The sequence below is a fragment of the Olsenella kribbiana genome, from assembly GCF_036408795.1.
Taxonomy (GTDB): Bacteria; Actinomycetota; Coriobacteriia; order Coriobacteriales; family Atopobiaceae; genus Olsenella_L; species Olsenella_L kribbiana.
This window is the reverse complement of record NZ_JAZGJP010000003.1, coordinates 57,730-74,394: the sequence shown is the minus strand read 5'-3', so window position 1 is coordinate 74,394 and position 16,665 is coordinate 57,730. Positions and strand designations below refer to the sequence as shown.

At 58.6% G+C, this 16,665-nt stretch carries 9 protein-coding genes; 5 read left to right on the top strand and 4 right to left on the bottom strand.

The window, feature by feature from the left end:
• The first annotated feature begins 141 nt into the window (after positions 1-141).
• The gene (locus VXJ24_RS03165) at positions 142-1,371 is read left to right on the top strand and encodes an alpha/beta hydrolase-fold protein (protein ID WP_330971472.1); all 1,230 of its coding nucleotides are present in this window, start codon (positions 142-144) and stop codon (positions 1,369-1,371) included.
• Between the two features lie 103 nt (positions 1,372-1,474).
• Here VXJ24_RS03165 and VXJ24_RS03160 read toward each other — a convergent pair whose 3' ends face one another.
• The 3 genes from VXJ24_RS03160 to VXJ24_RS03150 all read right to left on the bottom strand — a co-directional run bounded on the left by VXJ24_RS03160 (position 1,475) and on the right by VXJ24_RS03150 (position 6,899).
• Positions 1,475-2,350 (bottom strand): AraC family transcriptional regulator, encoded by an 876-nt coding sequence (locus VXJ24_RS03160; protein WP_330971471.1) that lies wholly within the window; start codon positions 2,348-2,350, stop codon positions 1,475-1,477.
• 1,597 nt (positions 2,351-3,947) lie between these two features.
• The gene (locus VXJ24_RS03155; RefSeq protein WP_330971470.1) at positions 3,948-5,576 is read right to left on the bottom strand and encodes an Mbeg1-like protein; all 1,629 of its coding nucleotides are present in this window, start codon (positions 5,574-5,576) and stop codon (positions 3,948-3,950) included.
• Positions 5,577-6,116: 540 nt separating this feature from the next.
• On the bottom strand, positions 6,117-6,899 hold the full coding sequence (locus VXJ24_RS03150; RefSeq protein ID WP_330971469.1) for an SDR family NAD(P)-dependent oxidoreductase: 783 nt from the start codon (positions 6,897-6,899) through the stop codon (positions 6,117-6,119).
• A gap of 1,014 nt (positions 6,900-7,913) precedes the next feature.
• Here VXJ24_RS03150 and VXJ24_RS03145 point away from each other — a divergent pair.
• The 4 genes from VXJ24_RS03145 to VXJ24_RS03130 all read left to right on the top strand — a co-directional run bounded on the left by VXJ24_RS03145 (position 7,914) and on the right by VXJ24_RS03130 (position 15,261).
• On the top strand, positions 7,914-10,733 hold the full coding sequence (locus VXJ24_RS03145; protein WP_330971468.1) for a Spy0128 family protein: 2,820 nt from the start codon (positions 7,914-7,916) through the stop codon (positions 10,731-10,733).
• Complete coding sequence (locus VXJ24_RS03140) at positions 10,730-12,328, top strand: isopeptide-forming domain-containing fimbrial protein (RefSeq protein WP_330971467.1); 1,599 nt, start codon at positions 10,730-10,732, stop codon at positions 12,326-12,328. The genes VXJ24_RS03145 and VXJ24_RS03140 overlap by 4 nt, the downstream gene beginning before the upstream one ends.
• A gap of 184 nt (positions 12,329-12,512) precedes the next feature.
• Positions 12,513-14,219 carry a SpaA isopeptide-forming pilin-related protein gene (locus VXJ24_RS03135; RefSeq protein WP_330971466.1) on the top strand — a complete coding sequence of 569 codons (1,707 nt, stop codon included), beginning with the start codon at positions 12,513-12,515 and terminating at the stop codon, positions 14,217-14,219.
• 130 nt (positions 14,220-14,349) lie between these two features.
• Positions 14,350-15,261, top strand: coding sequence for a class C sortase (locus VXJ24_RS03130; RefSeq protein ID WP_330971465.1), 912 nt, complete (start codon positions 14,350-14,352; stop codon positions 15,259-15,261).
• An 83-nt stretch (positions 15,262-15,344) separates the two neighbouring features.
• On the opposite strand, the gene VXJ24_RS03125 is transcribed toward VXJ24_RS03130, so the two are convergent.
• Positions 15,345-16,664, bottom strand: coding sequence for a prolyl oligopeptidase family serine peptidase (locus tag VXJ24_RS03125; RefSeq protein ID WP_330971464.1), 1,320 nt, complete (start codon positions 16,662-16,664; stop codon positions 15,345-15,347).
• Position 16,665 lies beyond the last annotated feature (1 nt).

The following is a 16,665-nucleotide window of genomic DNA, read 5'->3' as shown; positions in this document are numbered from 1 at the left end:
GGCAGGAGGGACCTTTCGGCATGAGTTGCCGCAGGCTTGTTACGTTGCTGCATTTGCCGAGAGGCGTTGTGGTACAAATGCTGAAGGGGTATACGAGACACGAGACGTGCTTCGGCGCATTCGCTTCCGAGGAGGCCTGCCATGGAAGAGGACTTTACCGTCCACAGCGACGCGATGGACAGGGATTTCGATGTTGAGGTCTATGGAGCGGGCGGAGCGCCCCTCATCGTGCTTCCGGAAGGCAATGGCTCCTGTTCGAGCTGGAACGACCATGGCATGGTCGAGACGCTCTCCGACCGCATCGACGACGGGACGATACAGCTCTTCTGCGTCGACTCGGCAGACCCTTCCGGCTGGTACTTCGCAGAAGGCGCTGCACGCTACCGCAAGAAGGCGGCGCTTTCCTACATCAAGTTCCTCTGCCAGGAGTTCGTGCCGTTTGTGCGTACGAAGAACCAGGGCCTTCCCATCCTTGCCGGCGCCGGCATCGGCGCCCTCAATGCCGCCATCGCAATGCTCCAGCACCCTGAGCTCTTCGGCGGCCTCCTTGCGATGTCGGGCACCTATGATGCAAGAAACATCGTCGGGGAGAGCTTCGACGATGTATGGGAGCAGCTCTCGCCGGTCGATATCGCACAGCATCTGACGGCGGCCCAGAAGAAGTCTTTGGCTCCCCGCCATCTTGCCTTCGTGTCAGGCCAGAATGTATCCGAGGACGGAGTCAAGACGCAGCATGCCCTCGAGGCGATCTTTGCAGACCAGGGCATCGACGCCACATTCGAGTACTGGGGCGAGGATGTCACGCACAGCTGGATGTGGTGGCAGGAGATGGCACGCCAGATGGTGCCCTGCCTTCTTTCCAGGGATGGTCTCGAGGAACGGAAGAGATGCGGCATCCTCTCCCGTGCAGAGATAGCAGCTTCCGAGGCAGAAGATGTCTTCGAGGCAAGAAGGCAGGACCTTGCCGGAGCGCAGGCCTGGCTCGACAATGCCTCCGAAAATGCGGATGCCACCTCGAAGCGGCTTGACGCCGAAAAGGCCAATGTCGCTGCGCGCGCAGACCGTGCACGCGCGCTCCAGGAGAGCGCCAATGCGCTCTGGAGCGCGCGCGATGCAGCGGCACAGGCGCTTGCGGAGGCAGAGGCCCGTGCCCGCGCTGCGCAGGACGAAGCGGACAGGGCAGCCCATGCCCTCTCCGATGCCCAGTGGATCGAGGGCGAGGCCAAGGCCGCCCAGGCATCTGCCATCGAGGAGAAGAGGCGCGCGAAGGAGTCGGTCGCGACGCAGAAGGATGCGCTCGAGCGTGCCCGCTATGCAAAGACGCGTGCAGAAGCGGCGCTCAAGGCAGCTGCTGCCCAGAAGAAGGCATAGCGCTGCTCCCGGACCGGGCATGGTAGGAAAACTGAACTGGTTGGCTTGGATTGCATGAAGGGGCTGGTATCGTACAGATGCCAGCCCGGTACATACGGCTGCTCTACCCCGGCTGCACTTCACGGTAGAGGCGGGGAGCGCCTGCGCGGTAGGCGCTCGGGCTCTGTCCGCACATCTCGCCGAAGCGGTAGCTGAAGTTCGATTCGCTCGCAAAGCCTACCTGGCGGGCAATCGTGGCGACGGGTATCGTCGTCTCTGCAAGGAGCTCCTTTGCCTGCGTGATGCGGTAGCGCAGAAGGTAGCTATGAGGGGTCGTTCCGAGCTGGCGCTTGAAGAGGCGGATCAGCTGCGAGGTGGAGATGGCAGCCTCCCGGGCTACATCGTCCACATGGAGGTCCTCTGCGTAGTGCTCTTCCATGTAGCGGCGCGCCACCGATACGGCATCGAACTCGACGAAGGATCCTCTCGAGTCAGGAGCAAGCGCAATGGAGGTCAGGAGCCTGTCCACGGCAAGCGATGTAGTCAAGGACTCTATATATCCTTCCTTCTTCATGTTCTCGAAGATCGTCTCGAAGATGGGCTTCACGTCTGCAAGGGGCAGGCTTACCGGCTGGAGCTTCGGGAGCCCCATGGCCTGGGAGATGGCATCGGCACCGGCGCCGTTCACATGGGCCCAGAGATGGTACCAGTGGTGGCGTACGGGATCGGTGACATAGCGCTGGGGTGCCCTGCAGTCCATAAGGAGGGCCTGGTTCTGGCCAAGCGTCACAGACTGGCCTCCCTGCTCGATGATGCCTGCGCCTCCGAGCGTATAGAAGACAAGATAGGCATCCTTGTGGGAGCGTTCCGTCACAAAGCGCTCGCGTGCGTAGAACGTGCCTGCCTCCGTGCAGAAGAAAGGGAGGGAGCGGCCTGTCTCGCTCGGCGTGGACCTGAACCAGGTGCTCCTCTTCTCGATATCCATGGTGTAGGTGAGCATGGCATCTCCTGGGAAAAGACGTCGCAAAGGCTTACTCGGAACAGCTTATCATGACAGGGGATGGGCATGCGCAAATATCGAAACACAGCATTGGCTGGCAGTGTCGGTCCGTATATATGTGCAGCATATCCTTCGTTTCAATGAAGCGAGGAAGCAGGCGCAGATAGGGAATCTGCATCATGCCGAGGACGGGCTTGCCTGAGGCCATGCTATCTGGCGATATCGGGCGACAGACACTGCAGGCGGAAAGGATGCTTTGGGCGAGATTGCGCACATGAAGGCCTGGCGCCTGCAGATCGGGATGGGGGGAGAGCAGGTCCCGTCTGGAATCTGCAGAGCCTTTCCGTGAGCGAACTGCCCTGCATATGCCGTTTTTTCTGGCCCATCTGGCCGAGAATGGTGCAGGCATCGGCGTGATGCCGGCGGGGCTTTCCCGGCTGGTCCTGCTTGACTCTTTCCATGCCCTGAAGACTCTGGGCTGCCGGGTTCTTCCGCCCATGACGGGAGAATTCTGCAGGCTCGGGGCAGCGGCTGCCAAAGGAGGGGTGCGCCATAGTGAAGACAGGTCCTGTTCCAGAAGAGGCGACAGCTGCTCGTCTTCCTGCCTTCCACACAGAGAGGGCGTCCGTAGGAGACGACTTCCTCGATGGAATCTGCGAAGGGCCAGGAGCTCCAGGCCGTCTCATGCGTCTGGCCGGACCTCTTGGCTCTGGCAGGGCCACGCTTCTGGGGGATCTGGCACGGATTGCAAGATGATGAAGGATGGCAGGCAATATAGATTTCCGGCACAGGCCTTCTGAGGGATGCTGTAGATGGACTTGCTGCATTGTCTGAGGGCTTGGATGATGGATGTCTGCCTGATGGCCTCCGTCTCCGCCATCTGCTTGAGCGCACCACTGCCTATCTGAATGGCGGAGGCAGGGGTCTCGTGCTTCTGGTGGATGACGCGCGGAAAGCAAAGAAAGACGAGCTTGCGCTTCTGGCTGAATGTGTGCAGTACGAGATCAGGAAGAGACATGACATAGCGCTCGTCCCTGCAGGGACACGCGAGAGCATGCTTGCATGTGCAGATGGCGCTGGCATGGGCTCTCTTTCGCGTGCGAAGGCAGAAGATCTGCGTGTGATTCCTGAGGACGAATCTGCGCCTGCCCTGGAAGAGGCGCTCTTGGCAGCTGGCCTTGTAATCGAAGGTGGAGTGCTGTCGCAGCTGCTGGATGAGGCACAAGGACATGCAGCCCTGCTCCAATGCATCTGGCACAGCCTTGCATCCCTGCCTTCGGGTACGAGCATCACTTCAGAATGCGCACGGCGCTGTGTCCAAGAAGCGCAGACAAGGCTGTCACGAAAGCTCCTTGGGGGGTGTCTCAGTTCCTGATCCTGCACTCCTCTCTGTCCTGGCCAAGAGCAGAAAGCTGCAGGCGCTTGGCTCTGTGGCAGCGGAGCTGCATGGGGACGAAGCTGCGGCTGTCTCTGCTGCAGATGGGCTCAAGGAACGCCAGCTCCTGGAAGAGACCTCCCCGGGCTGCGTGGCGCTGGCGCATCCCTTTCTCGGGATCTATCTGCTGGAGCATGCAGGCAGCCTCGCTTCTGCGGCGTCCTAGAGGCCTGATGCTGCGCTTGCCTCATGGCGCCAGTCGAGGAAGGTGGCTATGGCACAGATGAGCAGCAGGTAGCCGAGAGAGGTTGCATAGGCTGCAAACGTCGAATAGGGTGCCACAAGCACGAAAGCAGCAGAGAGGGCCAGGGCGATGGCGCAGAAGCCATTGAAGATGGGAGAGGTGCCTCTCTCCTTGCCGCTTCTTGCCTTCTTTGCATAGGACCAGGAGCCAAGGCCAAGGATGATGCCGAAGAAGAGGCTTGCATAGATGTAGAGGGCTTCTGACTTCACGATGGTGAGGACAAAGATGAGGGAAGCGGCAATGAGCGCTCCGATGCGCAGCTGTTCCTTCCGGAGGTCTGCGCCCTCTGCCTTGAGGCGGAAGACGAGCTCTGCTGCAAGCACGACCACGACAGCAAAGAGCGCAAGAGACAGCGCCATGGGAATCGCTATCTGGTGCAGGGCGATGAGGAGGATGCCTCCTGCCAAGAGCTCGATGCAGTGTGCCAGCCCATCAACCAGGAACCACTGGATAGGGACATGCTCCTTGAGAGAGTCCGATACAGCGCCCGCAAACATGCGGAGCGGCACCTTTGCTGCGGTCTTCCTGGCTCCGGGTCGCGAGCCTGCAATCCCTTCCAGGATGAGCGGCAGGCTCTCGTTCAGAGAGGCTGCGATATCGGAAGTCTTGGAGCCGGCTCTGCCGATTGCATTGAAGACATCATCCGTGAACTCCTGCCGCTCCTTCAGCGAGACATTGTCCATCCACTCATGGAAGACCTCTGCACAGTAGTCGCTCTCAGGATCGGGCTTTGCTGCAAGGTCGAGCTTTCCTTCCCTGAGCTGCCAGGAGAGGAGCTCATGCTGGAAGATGCCACCGCCTGAGCTATGCACGACGAAAGGTGCCAGTGCAGGCTCGAAGAGCCTGCCGAAGACGCTGAAGGACGGGATGATGCGGATGGTCTTGGCTATCCAGGCGCGGGAGGGCTTGCCCGACGCAAGCTCGGGAGCTATGCCAGGGCCATCGAGGAGATAGATGGCATCGATCTGGGAGAGCTCCTTGCCGGTGAGCTCGGCTGTTGCATACTGTGCGAGATTGGCACCTTTCGAGTGTCCACCGACCAGAAGATGCGTGCCTGATTCCTCTGCATGTCTGAGTGTCTCGGCAAGATAGCTCCGGGCACGCTTCTGCGCTTCTGTCTCCTTGAAGGAGAGCTCGAAGTCTTCCTTCCAGCCAAGGATGGTCGAGTCCGTTCCCCTGAAGGCGACAAAGATCCTGCCGTCAGGCAGACGGAACTCTTCAGCAGAGAACTGGGTCCTTTCCAGCGAAGGCTCTGTATCCACATAGCGGCAGACGCGCACGTCGCCAAAGCGCTTCGTTGCAGCAGTCTTCTCGAAGAATCCTCTTCCTTCGCTGCTGAGGCCCTTGGGAGCAATGAGGCCAGATGCTTCCTCTGTGCATTCGGCAAGGCTCAGGCCTGCCTCTGTCTTCGCTTCATCCAGAGCCGCAAGGTCATAGTAGGCAAGCTTGCAGAGGACGATTGCATCGATCTCCGAGAACGGGGAGACGGAGAAGGGAATATCCCCGCGCCACCCGAGGTAGCTCTCGATGTTCGTCCCATAGTCCATAGCATGCTCCTCGTATCGGATGAATCCATTGTAGGTGCATCTGCTGGCTGACGGCGCTGTGCTGCTCAGCGCTTGGGGATGTCTTTATTCCTGTCGGGAGCGGGAGATAGCATGAGCATGGCAGAGAAAGCTGCTGCCAAGATCTGGAGAAAGAGGTTGCCATGCTGAGGCTTCTCAAGGGCATTCCCTATATCACGCCGATTGTGCTTCTCCCCCAATCCTGTTGCTGTATTTCCTCGTCAGAGGGCAGAGGCAAGCCGAAGACTTGCAGAAAGAGGCTTCGGACTGGCGAGATGCTTATCGGGATGCAGATAGCGGAGTGCTGGCCTGCAATGGATACGACTTGCGGGCTCTTGCCATAGCGTCAAAACCTCACCATATCCGGCAAGGCTTTGACAGCACACACGGGTGGCTGGCTTGCCGGACACTTCCTTTCTGCTGAATATGCCTTCATATATAGACAGAGAGAGCCTGGCTCCACATGGGCCAGGCTCTATGCTGCTGCATTGCTCTTGCGATGCGGGCGATGCTGACCGATACCTAATGGCTGGGGACGATGGCATCGAGATTGAAGCCCATGCCGGTCGTGTGTGCCGTGACGTCTGATGCCATGACCAGCACGGCATTGGCTACTTCTTCAGGCTTGGCATAGCGCTTGTCGAGGGCTGTAGAGGCAAAGATGGCCTCTGCCTCCTCATGCGTCTTCGTATCGCCGAAGGTATCCTTCTCGATGCGGCGCATCATGTCCGTATCCACAGGACCCGGGCAGATATAGTTCACATGGATGCCTTGGGGCATGAGCTCCTGGGCAACGCACTTCGTGAGGCCTGCAACAGCATACTTGGAGCTCACATAGGCCTGCATCGTGGCGGTCGGCGTGTAGGAGCCGGCAGAGGCGAGGACGACGATAGAGCCATGCTTCTTCTCCTGCAGCACAGGGGCGGCATACTTCATGAGCCACATGGGAGAGTAGACGTTCAGGGTATAGACCTTCGTGAACTCGTCTGTCGACTGCTCGGCAATCGGGCAGACCTTTCCTTCGTAGCCTGCATTGGCTACGACGATATCGATCGTGCCGAAGGCTTCCTTCGCGCCTTCGACGAAAGCCTTGACCTCTTCTTCCTTCGTGGCATCGACGACGAAGCCCTTGGCATGGTCTGCATCCACGCCGAGCGTCGGGATGAGGCGGTCAAGCTTCTCCTGGCGGGTGGAGGAGAGGGCGAGCTTTGCGCCTTCTTTTGCAAAGGCGCGAGCGATGGCAGAACCGATGCCTCCGGTGGAACCGGTAAGGAGCACGACCTTGTCTTTGAGATTCAGATCCATGGGGATACCTCTCTTGTAGCGTTGGGTAAATGCTGCTTGTAGAGTACACATTCCTGCATATGGCCCAGGTCTCGTTTCCACCATGAGCCACAATGGCACGGCGTGTGGTACGCACTGAGACAAAGAGCGCTGCTAGATGCGCTGTTAATGAAACTGTTTACGAAAATCTTTCAAGGATATTGCGGGAAACATGCCACTTACTGACAAAAATGTACCGCTCACGGCTGAAGTTTCAGTAAGTATTGAAACTACTGGAACCAACCCATATGGTTGGAAACGGTTCCGGAAGCGCTATCAGAAAAGATAATCAGCTATCAGGAATAAAGCTGAATTGGCGGAAGATCTCTGTCCTGCCATTCGGCCAAGCATTGGTATAGAGCAGTTCTGGGGCAGTGGGCTGGGCCCGCCGCTGATGGCTGCATGCCCATGAGCCAGAGCCTCATAAGCCCTGGTCAAGGGAATTTTTCTCTCGAAGTCGGAAGGGGTGGACGCGTCGTGGCGGACAAGAACCGCACACAGCAGAAGGCGCCCCATGGCAGGGCAAAGGCCTGTATGACGGGAAAGAGGGCACTTGCCTTCACGCTTTCCGTGCTTCTTGCATGGATGCTCGCTATGCCATCTGTCACATCCGCAACGACTGACGATGGTACAGGCGTAGAAGAAGTTGCTGCCGCCAGCGTGCAAGATGAGAGCTCTGTGTCTTCCAAGACTGAGAGTGCTGATTCGTCTGCAGCAACTACAGCTGATGCATCTGACAAAGACAGCAGCAATGCTGCTTCGGATCCTGCATCCAAGACCAGCGCCGATAGCAAGGCCTCCGATACCGCACAGAACAGCGCTGCAGCTTCTGAAAATGTGTCGGGGGGGGGTACCTCCGAAGCAGAATCTGAGGATGCTTCCGCAGCTGAAGAGACGTCTTCTGTAGTTGAGGAGTCTGCTGCTGCAAAGGCAGCGCCAGTACTCAGGGCAGCGAATGGCGCAACCCAGATAACCGATAGCTCTTCATTTGCTGACATGGCAAATGGCGGAACATACCAGCTGGCGAATAACATTACGGTCAGCAGTACGGTCTTCGTCTCGAAGGCTGCATCTCTTGACCTCAATGGCCATACAATCAACTACACCGGCAGCGAGAGCCTGTTCCACGTGCAGAATGGCGGCACGCTGACCATCACGGATTCCCACACTGTGACTGATACTGTTGCAAGCACTAGCACTGTTGACGCGCAGAACAATGTGTCCTCGATCGGGAAGATGGCAAGCATCGAGTGGGATGGCAATGCACCCACCAAGCTCACCTACTACGTGACGAAGTCGACCGTCAACAGCGATGGAATCAGCACAACCGAGTCCTGCGAGGAGCACGAGGTCACTCCGGGTGGCGTTATCAATGCCACGAACGGGAGCGGTGCCAACTCCGTCATCTACATGGATGGCGGCGAGCTCGACCTCCAGGGCGGCTTGATCACGATGGCGCATGCGGACAAGTACCAAGGATCTTATGGCCATATCATCGACGTCAATGGCGGCACGTTCAACATGTCTGGTGGCTACGTCTGTGGTGGCACGTTCCAGACTGGCAGGAACAGCAATGACCATGGTGGTGGCGTTCTCGTCCGCGGCGGTTCCATGACGCTCTCTGGTGGTGTCATCGCTGCCAACAGCGACGGCGAAGGCGGCGGCATCTACAATTCCGCGACCCTGACGGTCAGCGGCGGTGTGATCAGCGGGAACTGGGTTCCTGTCAGCAGCTATGGTGGCGGCATCTCCTCCGTCAATGGTACGCTGACTGTCTCAGGTGGCTATATCACCAACAATGTTATGAGCCGCTATTGTGGCCACGACGGCTGGGGAGACCATGGTGGAGGCGGCATTGCTGCTAGGAGCGGTGGATCGCTCAGCATCACAGGCGGCTACATCACGGGCAACAAGTCCCAGGAAGCTGGTGGCGGCATCTACGCTGGTGCCAACAATGTTGGACTGAAGAGCTTCACCATTACCGGTGGAACGATTGCCTCGAATGCATCGGAGAACTCTGAGGGCGGTGGCGTACGCGTCTCGCAGTACACCAAAGCTGTCTTTGACGCTGCAAGTGGAAAGAAGATCTATATCACCAACAATGCCTGCAACTCCACCTTTGACTGGGGTGGTGGCGGAGTCTTCGTGCAGGCAGCCAACAGCGTGCAGAACAACGGAGATCTTGTTGCGAAGAATGCCTTGATAACGAACAATACCGCAGGTGGTTATGGTGGCGGTCTCGCGGCGTGCCCTACGGGCGAGACCGTGGTGACTCATACGCAGGGTGCGGCAATCTATGGCAACCATGATGCTGGCCAATCGACTCCGAATTTCTACCAGGGCACTGTCAAGAACATGGACTCCACAGTGGCCTATCCCAACAGCACTTTCCGCTACAACGGCCACGCAGACTACTTCCTCGTGCGCGGGAGTGACAACAGCAGCTATATCTCCGTCATTACTGGCCGCATGCTGGGAGACGGCGCCGCAAAGTGGTCCGGCTCTATAGATGGAGTTAAGACCGATATCGACCCCAACTCGGGCGCAGAGGCCAAGTACATGGTGGGCCTTACGGCGAATCCGGATCAGGCTGCCAAGACTGCTGCCATTGGAGCGGCGACGCTGATCATCAGCGGCAACTACTCGCACAATCACGGTGGCGGCATCATGACCAATGGTGGCGTCACGCTCGGTGACGTGAAGAATATCGACATCTATCCTGGCCTTTCGTTCAACGCAAAGAAGTCGCTCACGCAGGATGGAGCAAGTGCCCAGCTGACCGATGACGAATATACCTTCGTGCTGCTGAGCCCTGCATCTTCGACCAGCGCTGCTCCATCTTGGAATAGTGATGGCACGCTGAATTATGGCGGCTGCACGGAGTCTGAGCGTACGAAGAATGATGCCAACGGCAACATTCACTTCAACGTCAGCAGCGAGTATTCCCAGGCGGGCGAATATCGCTACTACGTAGCAGAGATTCCAAACTCTGGCGATACTACGACGAAGACGTATGACAAGACGATTTACCGGATTGATGCTGATATCCGCGAGGATACAAGCCAGCGCACCACGCTTCTGGGCATCACGTTCAAGCACTACACCATCTCTAATCTGAGGGTGACGCCCATCACAAATGGCGTGGACGGCACACCCTATAAGCCGAGCACTACAACTGCCGACTCCATTACGTCATTCACGCTTACGAAGGATGGCAACAGCAGCAATGCTGCCTTCACGAATACGCTGAAGCCGTACTCTACGACTGGTTCATTCGCTCCTAAGGTCACAAAGACCGTTACAGGTGGCGAAATGAAGACATTCACGTTCAAGCTGTATAGCAAAGATGGACTAAAGAGCGATGGCACTTGGGACGACAGCAAAGTTCTCGATACCAAGACTAATGACGCTGACGGCAACGTGAATTTCGATTCCATTACTTACACCCTCGGTCTGAAGGATCTCGATACCAAGGCTCGTGGAGGTAAGACGACCTACGACTACTATATCCGCGAGCAGTCTGGCGCTGAGTCTGGCTACACGTACGATTCCGGCTATATCAAGGTCCATGTCACGGTTATTGATAACTCGAACGGAAGCCTGACGGTGGATCCGGCCTATACCTACTGCGAAGCAGATGGAACGGCAACGAAAAAGGGAGCGGAGTTCGATAACAAATATGCTCAGTCCCTTCCCAATGCCGGACAGGCGGGAATCGCCTTGGTCTACGTCGCTGGTGGCGCAGCCCTTGCATACGGCCTCTGGAGGCTCGCCAAGAGCCGCCGCGATGCCCGGAAGGGAGGCGATGGGCGATGATCGAAGCTATTCGTGAACGCTCTTGCCGCATCCTCGCCCTCGCCGCCTGCGTCCTCATGGCCCTTATGCTTACTCCAGTGAATGCCTTTGCAGGTGAGGTGACCATCTCGGGGACCAATGCCAGGGCCTACAAGGCCTACCAGGTATTCGATGCCGATGTCGCATACAGTGCAGAGCAGCAGAAGGACGTCGCATCTAACATCTCCTGGGCATCCGATGCAGCCAGGTCAGCTGCGGAGTCTGCAGCAGGCAGGAGCTTCGCCACGGCGCAGGATGCAGCTGGCTGGATGCAGCAGAGCCTGAGCGACGGCAACGAGGTAGACTACGCCCTTGCCAAGGCCCTCATCGCGAGCGGCGCCAAGGCGACAGACCTCACAGCAGGAACTTCCGCAGAGCTCTCAGAGGGCTACTGGCTTATCGTCACGGACGACTCCGCCCTCGGCGTATCCGAGGCAGGCACGGCACCGGTCTTCGTGCTTGTAGGGACAGGCGCAAAGACCATCGAGCCCAAGTCCTCGGTGCCTACGGTAGAGAAGCATGTCCAGGAGAACAGCACCGGGAAGTGGCAGAAGGCAGCGGATGCCACGGTGGGCGACGACGTCTACTGGAGGCTCGAGGCCACGGTCCCGGCAGGCCTTCAGGGCTATAGCTCCTACAGGGTCTGGTTCGAGGACGAGATGTCCCAAGGCCTCGACCCCAGCAGGGTCGCCTCCTCCGCGAAGGTGTACCTCGTAGCCGGCACCAGCTCCAGCTTCGATGACGCCACATCATGGACGGATATCACCAGCCAGTGCACTGTTAAGGTCTCCGGCCAGACGTTCGAGGTGGAGTCTCCCGACCTCGTGTCCGCGCTCGGATCCGACGTGCTCGCGAAGCAGGGCGCCCAGGTCTGCGTCGTCTACAGCGCACCTCTGAACCAGAAATGCAATCACGGCGCTTCCGAGGGCAACCCCAACACGGTGCACCTCGAGTATCCGAAGTCTCCGCTCTCGGGCGACGAGCGCTCGAAGACGCCCGACAGCAAGGCTACCGCCTACACGTGGGACCTCCAGCTGACGAAGCGCTCCAAGGACGGGGACCAGGTCCTCTCCGGCGCGGTGCTCGATGTCACGGATCCTTCCGGAAGGCATCTCGCACAGGACGGCTCCTGGACATCTTCGGATTCCACCGTCACGACCGACGGGCAGGGCCATGTGACCCTCTCAGGCATCGACTCCGGCACGTACCTCGTATCCGAGATCCAGGCTCCGGAAGGCTACGAGCGCTTCGAGGGGACGAGGAGGATCGTCCTCTCCGTCTCGGGTCTGGATGTCAAGCAGGTGGCATCCGCCCACCCGGAGCTCTCGATTCAGGCAGAGGATCCTCTCCGAGCCGACGCTATCGATCCCTCCACGAGCCTCCTCCGGGCAAGCATCCTCGATGCGCCGACGCCTCCCGGAGAGACTCCGCCCGGAACGACGCCTCCCAAGGAAGGAAACCCTGACATGGGCGATATCTCCGGGATGGAAGTGGCGGCGCTCCTCGCAATGGTAGGCATCGCACTTGCAATCGTTGCCTGGCAGATGAGAAAGCACACCAAGAACGACCGGAACTAGGAAAGCACTACAGCACTGACATCAGCCGAATATCCCTGTGGGCACGCGGATGACAGCCTTATCCAGCAGGCTGCAGGGAGAGCTCGGCACAAAAGCAGGTTTTGTTTGGGGAACCAGGGGCCAAAGGCGCCTCGTGACCATACAGAAGGGGACGGAGAGATCCGTCAAGAGGAAGGAAAGCATCATGAAGAAGCACAGCATCGCACGCGCAGCCGTCACGGCCGGCCTCACGATCGCAATGAGCCTGGGCGGAGCGCTCGGACCTGCGACCATGGCATTCGCAGCAGAGGGAGACAACACCATCACCATCAGCAATGTCCAAGGCAACGAGACCAGCTTCAAGGGCTACGAGATCTTCAAGGCCACGGTCACGGATAACACTGATGGCACGAAGTCGGTTTCTAATATCTCTTGGGCCAACGACGACGTTAAGGCTGCCGTCGAGGGCGTCATCAGTGCACAGGACACGAGCTATGCCGGCACGACCGCACAGGATGCCGCCGACTGGATCACAGCTAATGTGACGAGCACGACAAATATCGACGCATCCAATCCTGTTGCAGAGGCTATCGCTAAGGCTGTCATGGGCAAGACCTCCCAGACGACCGTCGAGGGCGGCAAAGCAAGCTCCGCTCTCAACAACGGCTACTGGCTCTTCGTAACGGACGGTACCACTGTGGATCCGGGCTCCAGCACTAAGGCCAGCGAGTCCTACACTCTGCCTATCTTCGCTGTCGTCGGCGGCTCCGCCTACACCGTGACCGAGAAGGCGAGTATACCGACGGTCGAGAAAAAGATCGTCTCCGATGCAGACAACACTGAGCACGATGCCGCTGACTCCCACATCGGCCAGGATGTCAGATACAACCTCTACGGCACCGTCGCTCAGGACTTCGCGACGTATGACAGCTACTCCTACAAGTTCACGGATACGGTCTCACAGGGACTCACGATTGATTCGAACAGTGTCAAGGTCTACATGTATGCCAATTCGGGAGTGGCAAAGGCTGATGTGCTTCACAGCTCGGACTCGAAGGTTGATGTGACCAACTACTTCACTTCTGGTGTCACTGATGGTACGAACGGTGCGCATGTCCTGACGGTGAATGTGAATAGCAAGACTGCTCCGAAGGGCCTCAAGTCCATCACTGGAGCAACAAAGGACTCCGTCTTCGTTGTTTCCTACACAGCAAAGATTAATTCCAGCGCCGTGATTGGTAACGCGGGCAACCCGAACACCGTCTATCTCGAGTACTCAAACAATCCGAACGGTGAGGGTACCGGCAGGACCATTGACCGCCATGTCACGGACTTCACCTATGGCCTCAATCTTGTGAAGGTCGACCAGGGCACCGAGCAGGCACTTGCTGGCGCCGTCTTTACCATCCAGGTGAGCAGCGCCGACGATACGGCCACTACGAACAAGTATGTCGCAGCAGATGGCACGCTCAGTGATACCGCAGTAAATCTGACCACCGACGCGAACGGCAAGATTGACGTGACCGGCCTCGATGCAGGCACCTACAAGGTGCACGAGGTCTCCGCACCTGACGGATACTCCACGGTGAGCGACTTCACGTTCACGATTACGCCGACAATCAACCAGAACGACCAGACCGTTACGCTCGCCAGCACGCTCAACACTACCGATTCTGCTCATGTTATCGCCGGCCTCTCTGACGGCACCACAGGCGACAACACGCTGACGGCTCAGACCGGCTCTGGCGTGACCGACAACAAGACCGTGAACATCACGGTCGGCGATACCAAGTCCGTGGGCCTGCCTCTCACCGGCCAGGCTGGCGTGACGCTGACGTGGGTCGCAGGCGGCCTCGTGCTCGCCTTCGGCGTCTCCCGCGTCGTCCGCAATCGCAAGCAGGATAACGAGTAAGATGTAAGAATACAGTTCTTAATCCGAGATAGCGCGGAAGGGAAGGGGCTCTGTTTCGTGCAGGGTCCCTTCCTCTTGCTGCGGCATATGATGAGTGCCCGAGTACTTGAGACCTCGGGAGGAGGGGACGATGAAGAGCAAGAAGGATATGGCTGGTGAACAAGGCAAAGGAAAGAAGAAGGCCAAGAAGAAGCGCCTGCCCCGCTGGGCTGACCGCCTGATCACGATCCTCGTTATCCTCTTCGGTGTTGCCCTCATGGTCTGGCCCTGGGTGCTCGACAGGATAGAGGCATCGGGCGTCCTGAACCAGATCTCGACGGTCTCGAGCACGGTCGATGCGATGGACCAGGAGCAGAAGGACTACTACCTCACGCAGGCTTGCGCCTTCAACGAGGTACTTGCGGGAGAGGCTCCTGAGATCGATGCAGACTCCATCCTTCCCTATGAGCAGCAGCTTACGTTCGACCGCGACCCCATGATGAGCTGGATCGAGATCCCCTCCATCGATGTCAGCATGCCGATCTACCACGGCACATCGGATGCTGCCCTCATGGCAGGCGTAGGGCACCTTGAAGGGACGTCGCTTCCCGTGGGAGGCACATCCACCCACTGCGTCCTCACTGCCCATTCCGGCATGAAGAACCTCTCCATGTTCGACGATATCCGCGATCTCGTGCCGGGAGACATCGTGCTCCTCCATACGATGGGGGAGGTGCTTGCCTACAAGGTGGACTCCTCCGAGGTCGTATGGCCCGATGAGATGGACTCCTTGGGCATCCAGCAGGGCAAGGACCTCCTCACCCTTGTCACCTGCACGCCCTACGGCGTGAACGACCACAGGCTCCTCGTACACTGCGAGAGGACGGAATATGTCCCCGAGGAGGCGGAGGCCCAGGGAGACCTTGCCAACCGCCACTGGGGCATGCGCGAGTGGGCTGTCCTCATCGTGGCTGTCGTCCTCCTCCTCGTCGTCCTCGATGTGGTCGTCCACCGCATCCGTAAGAAGCGGAAGGCAAAGGCTACCCCCAAGCACACGGAATGAGATCTTCATTCATAGGCAAGAAAGAGCGCCCCGGCTCATTGCGAGCCGGGGCGCTTGCTTTGCAGGCTGTTGTTCCTTGATGCCTAAGCCAGATGATGGAGACCAACCCACTGCCAGAGGGTGACGGGGCAGCCATCCACAAGCACATTTGTGCCATCGAGCTCCGTCTTCACGAAGTCATGGTAGGCAGGAATCCAGACGAAGTGGCCTATGTAGCGTTGCGGCTGTCCATCCTTGTCGTGGTACCTGCCGGTCTCGTCCTGGATGTGGTCGAAGCAGGTGATGTGGACGTCTTTCGCACCAAGCTCCTTGAGCTTCTTGTAGTCAGCAAGCGCATGGTCCTGTGCCGTTACGATCGGGTCGTCAGCAGACTGCACGAACCAGAGCGGGGTCTGGGCGATTGCATTCATTTCCTCGCCTGTGGCAAGCGATGCGACCCACGGTGCACAGACAGGCACGCCTGCTGCAAAGAATCCCGGATAGTCTGCCACCAGCCTCATTGTCATGAATCCACCGTTGGAGAGACCTCCCACATAGATGCGCTTGCGGTCGATGTCGGGGTGCGCCTCGATGAACTCATCGATCAAGGTCTTCAGGGCCTTCGTATAGATCGACTTGTTGTCGTCGGCAATCTGACCATTGCCGGAGTCCATCCAATAGGTCGGGCTTGAAGGAGCCAGGATATAGGCAGCTCCGCCGAGCTCCTCCTGAATCTCAGGGGAGGAGAGAAGCGTCACACGGTTGCCCATGACGGTACGGTAGGGCTCCTGTCCCTCTCCTGCACCGTGGAGCCAGACAAGGAGCGGCACGGACGCAATCGGCGGCAGTGGGTTGAAAGGACGTGCTGCGCGTGCGGCATTGACGGCGTCCAAGTCAGGCGTGAAGAAGCCGTAGTTCATATCGATATCGTCGAAGATGCCAGAGCCCGTGAGGTCCCAGCCATTGAGGTCAGGGCAGATGTCCCCGGTGTCGATATCGAAGACCAGGCCTGTGAGCGGAGCCTCGCCCGGAGTCTCAGACGGTATGGCTTTCGTCTGCGTGATACGGAAGTCCAGCACACGGATGTAGCCACGGGTGAGCGCTCCATCGATCCTCTTCGTGAGGCGGACCTCGGGCAGCTCGAGCGCGATATAGGAACCCTGCTCCTGCGGGTTGCCTTCGCCGTCAGAGGCATAGGCAGAAAGCACAGGGACATAGCCCTTCGAGGGGTAGGCACGCTTGTCTGCATGATGCTCCTTGGCGAGAACGACCTCCCCGGTCTCGGCGTCCTTGCGCTCCACATAGACGCTGAAGCCAGCCTTGTCCACGAATTCCGTACGCACCTTCTCGGGGAGCTCGAGGATGAGCTTCGAGACATAGGGCCCCATGTCGGCGGCCGAAGTGAACGTCTTGTATCCAGCCATG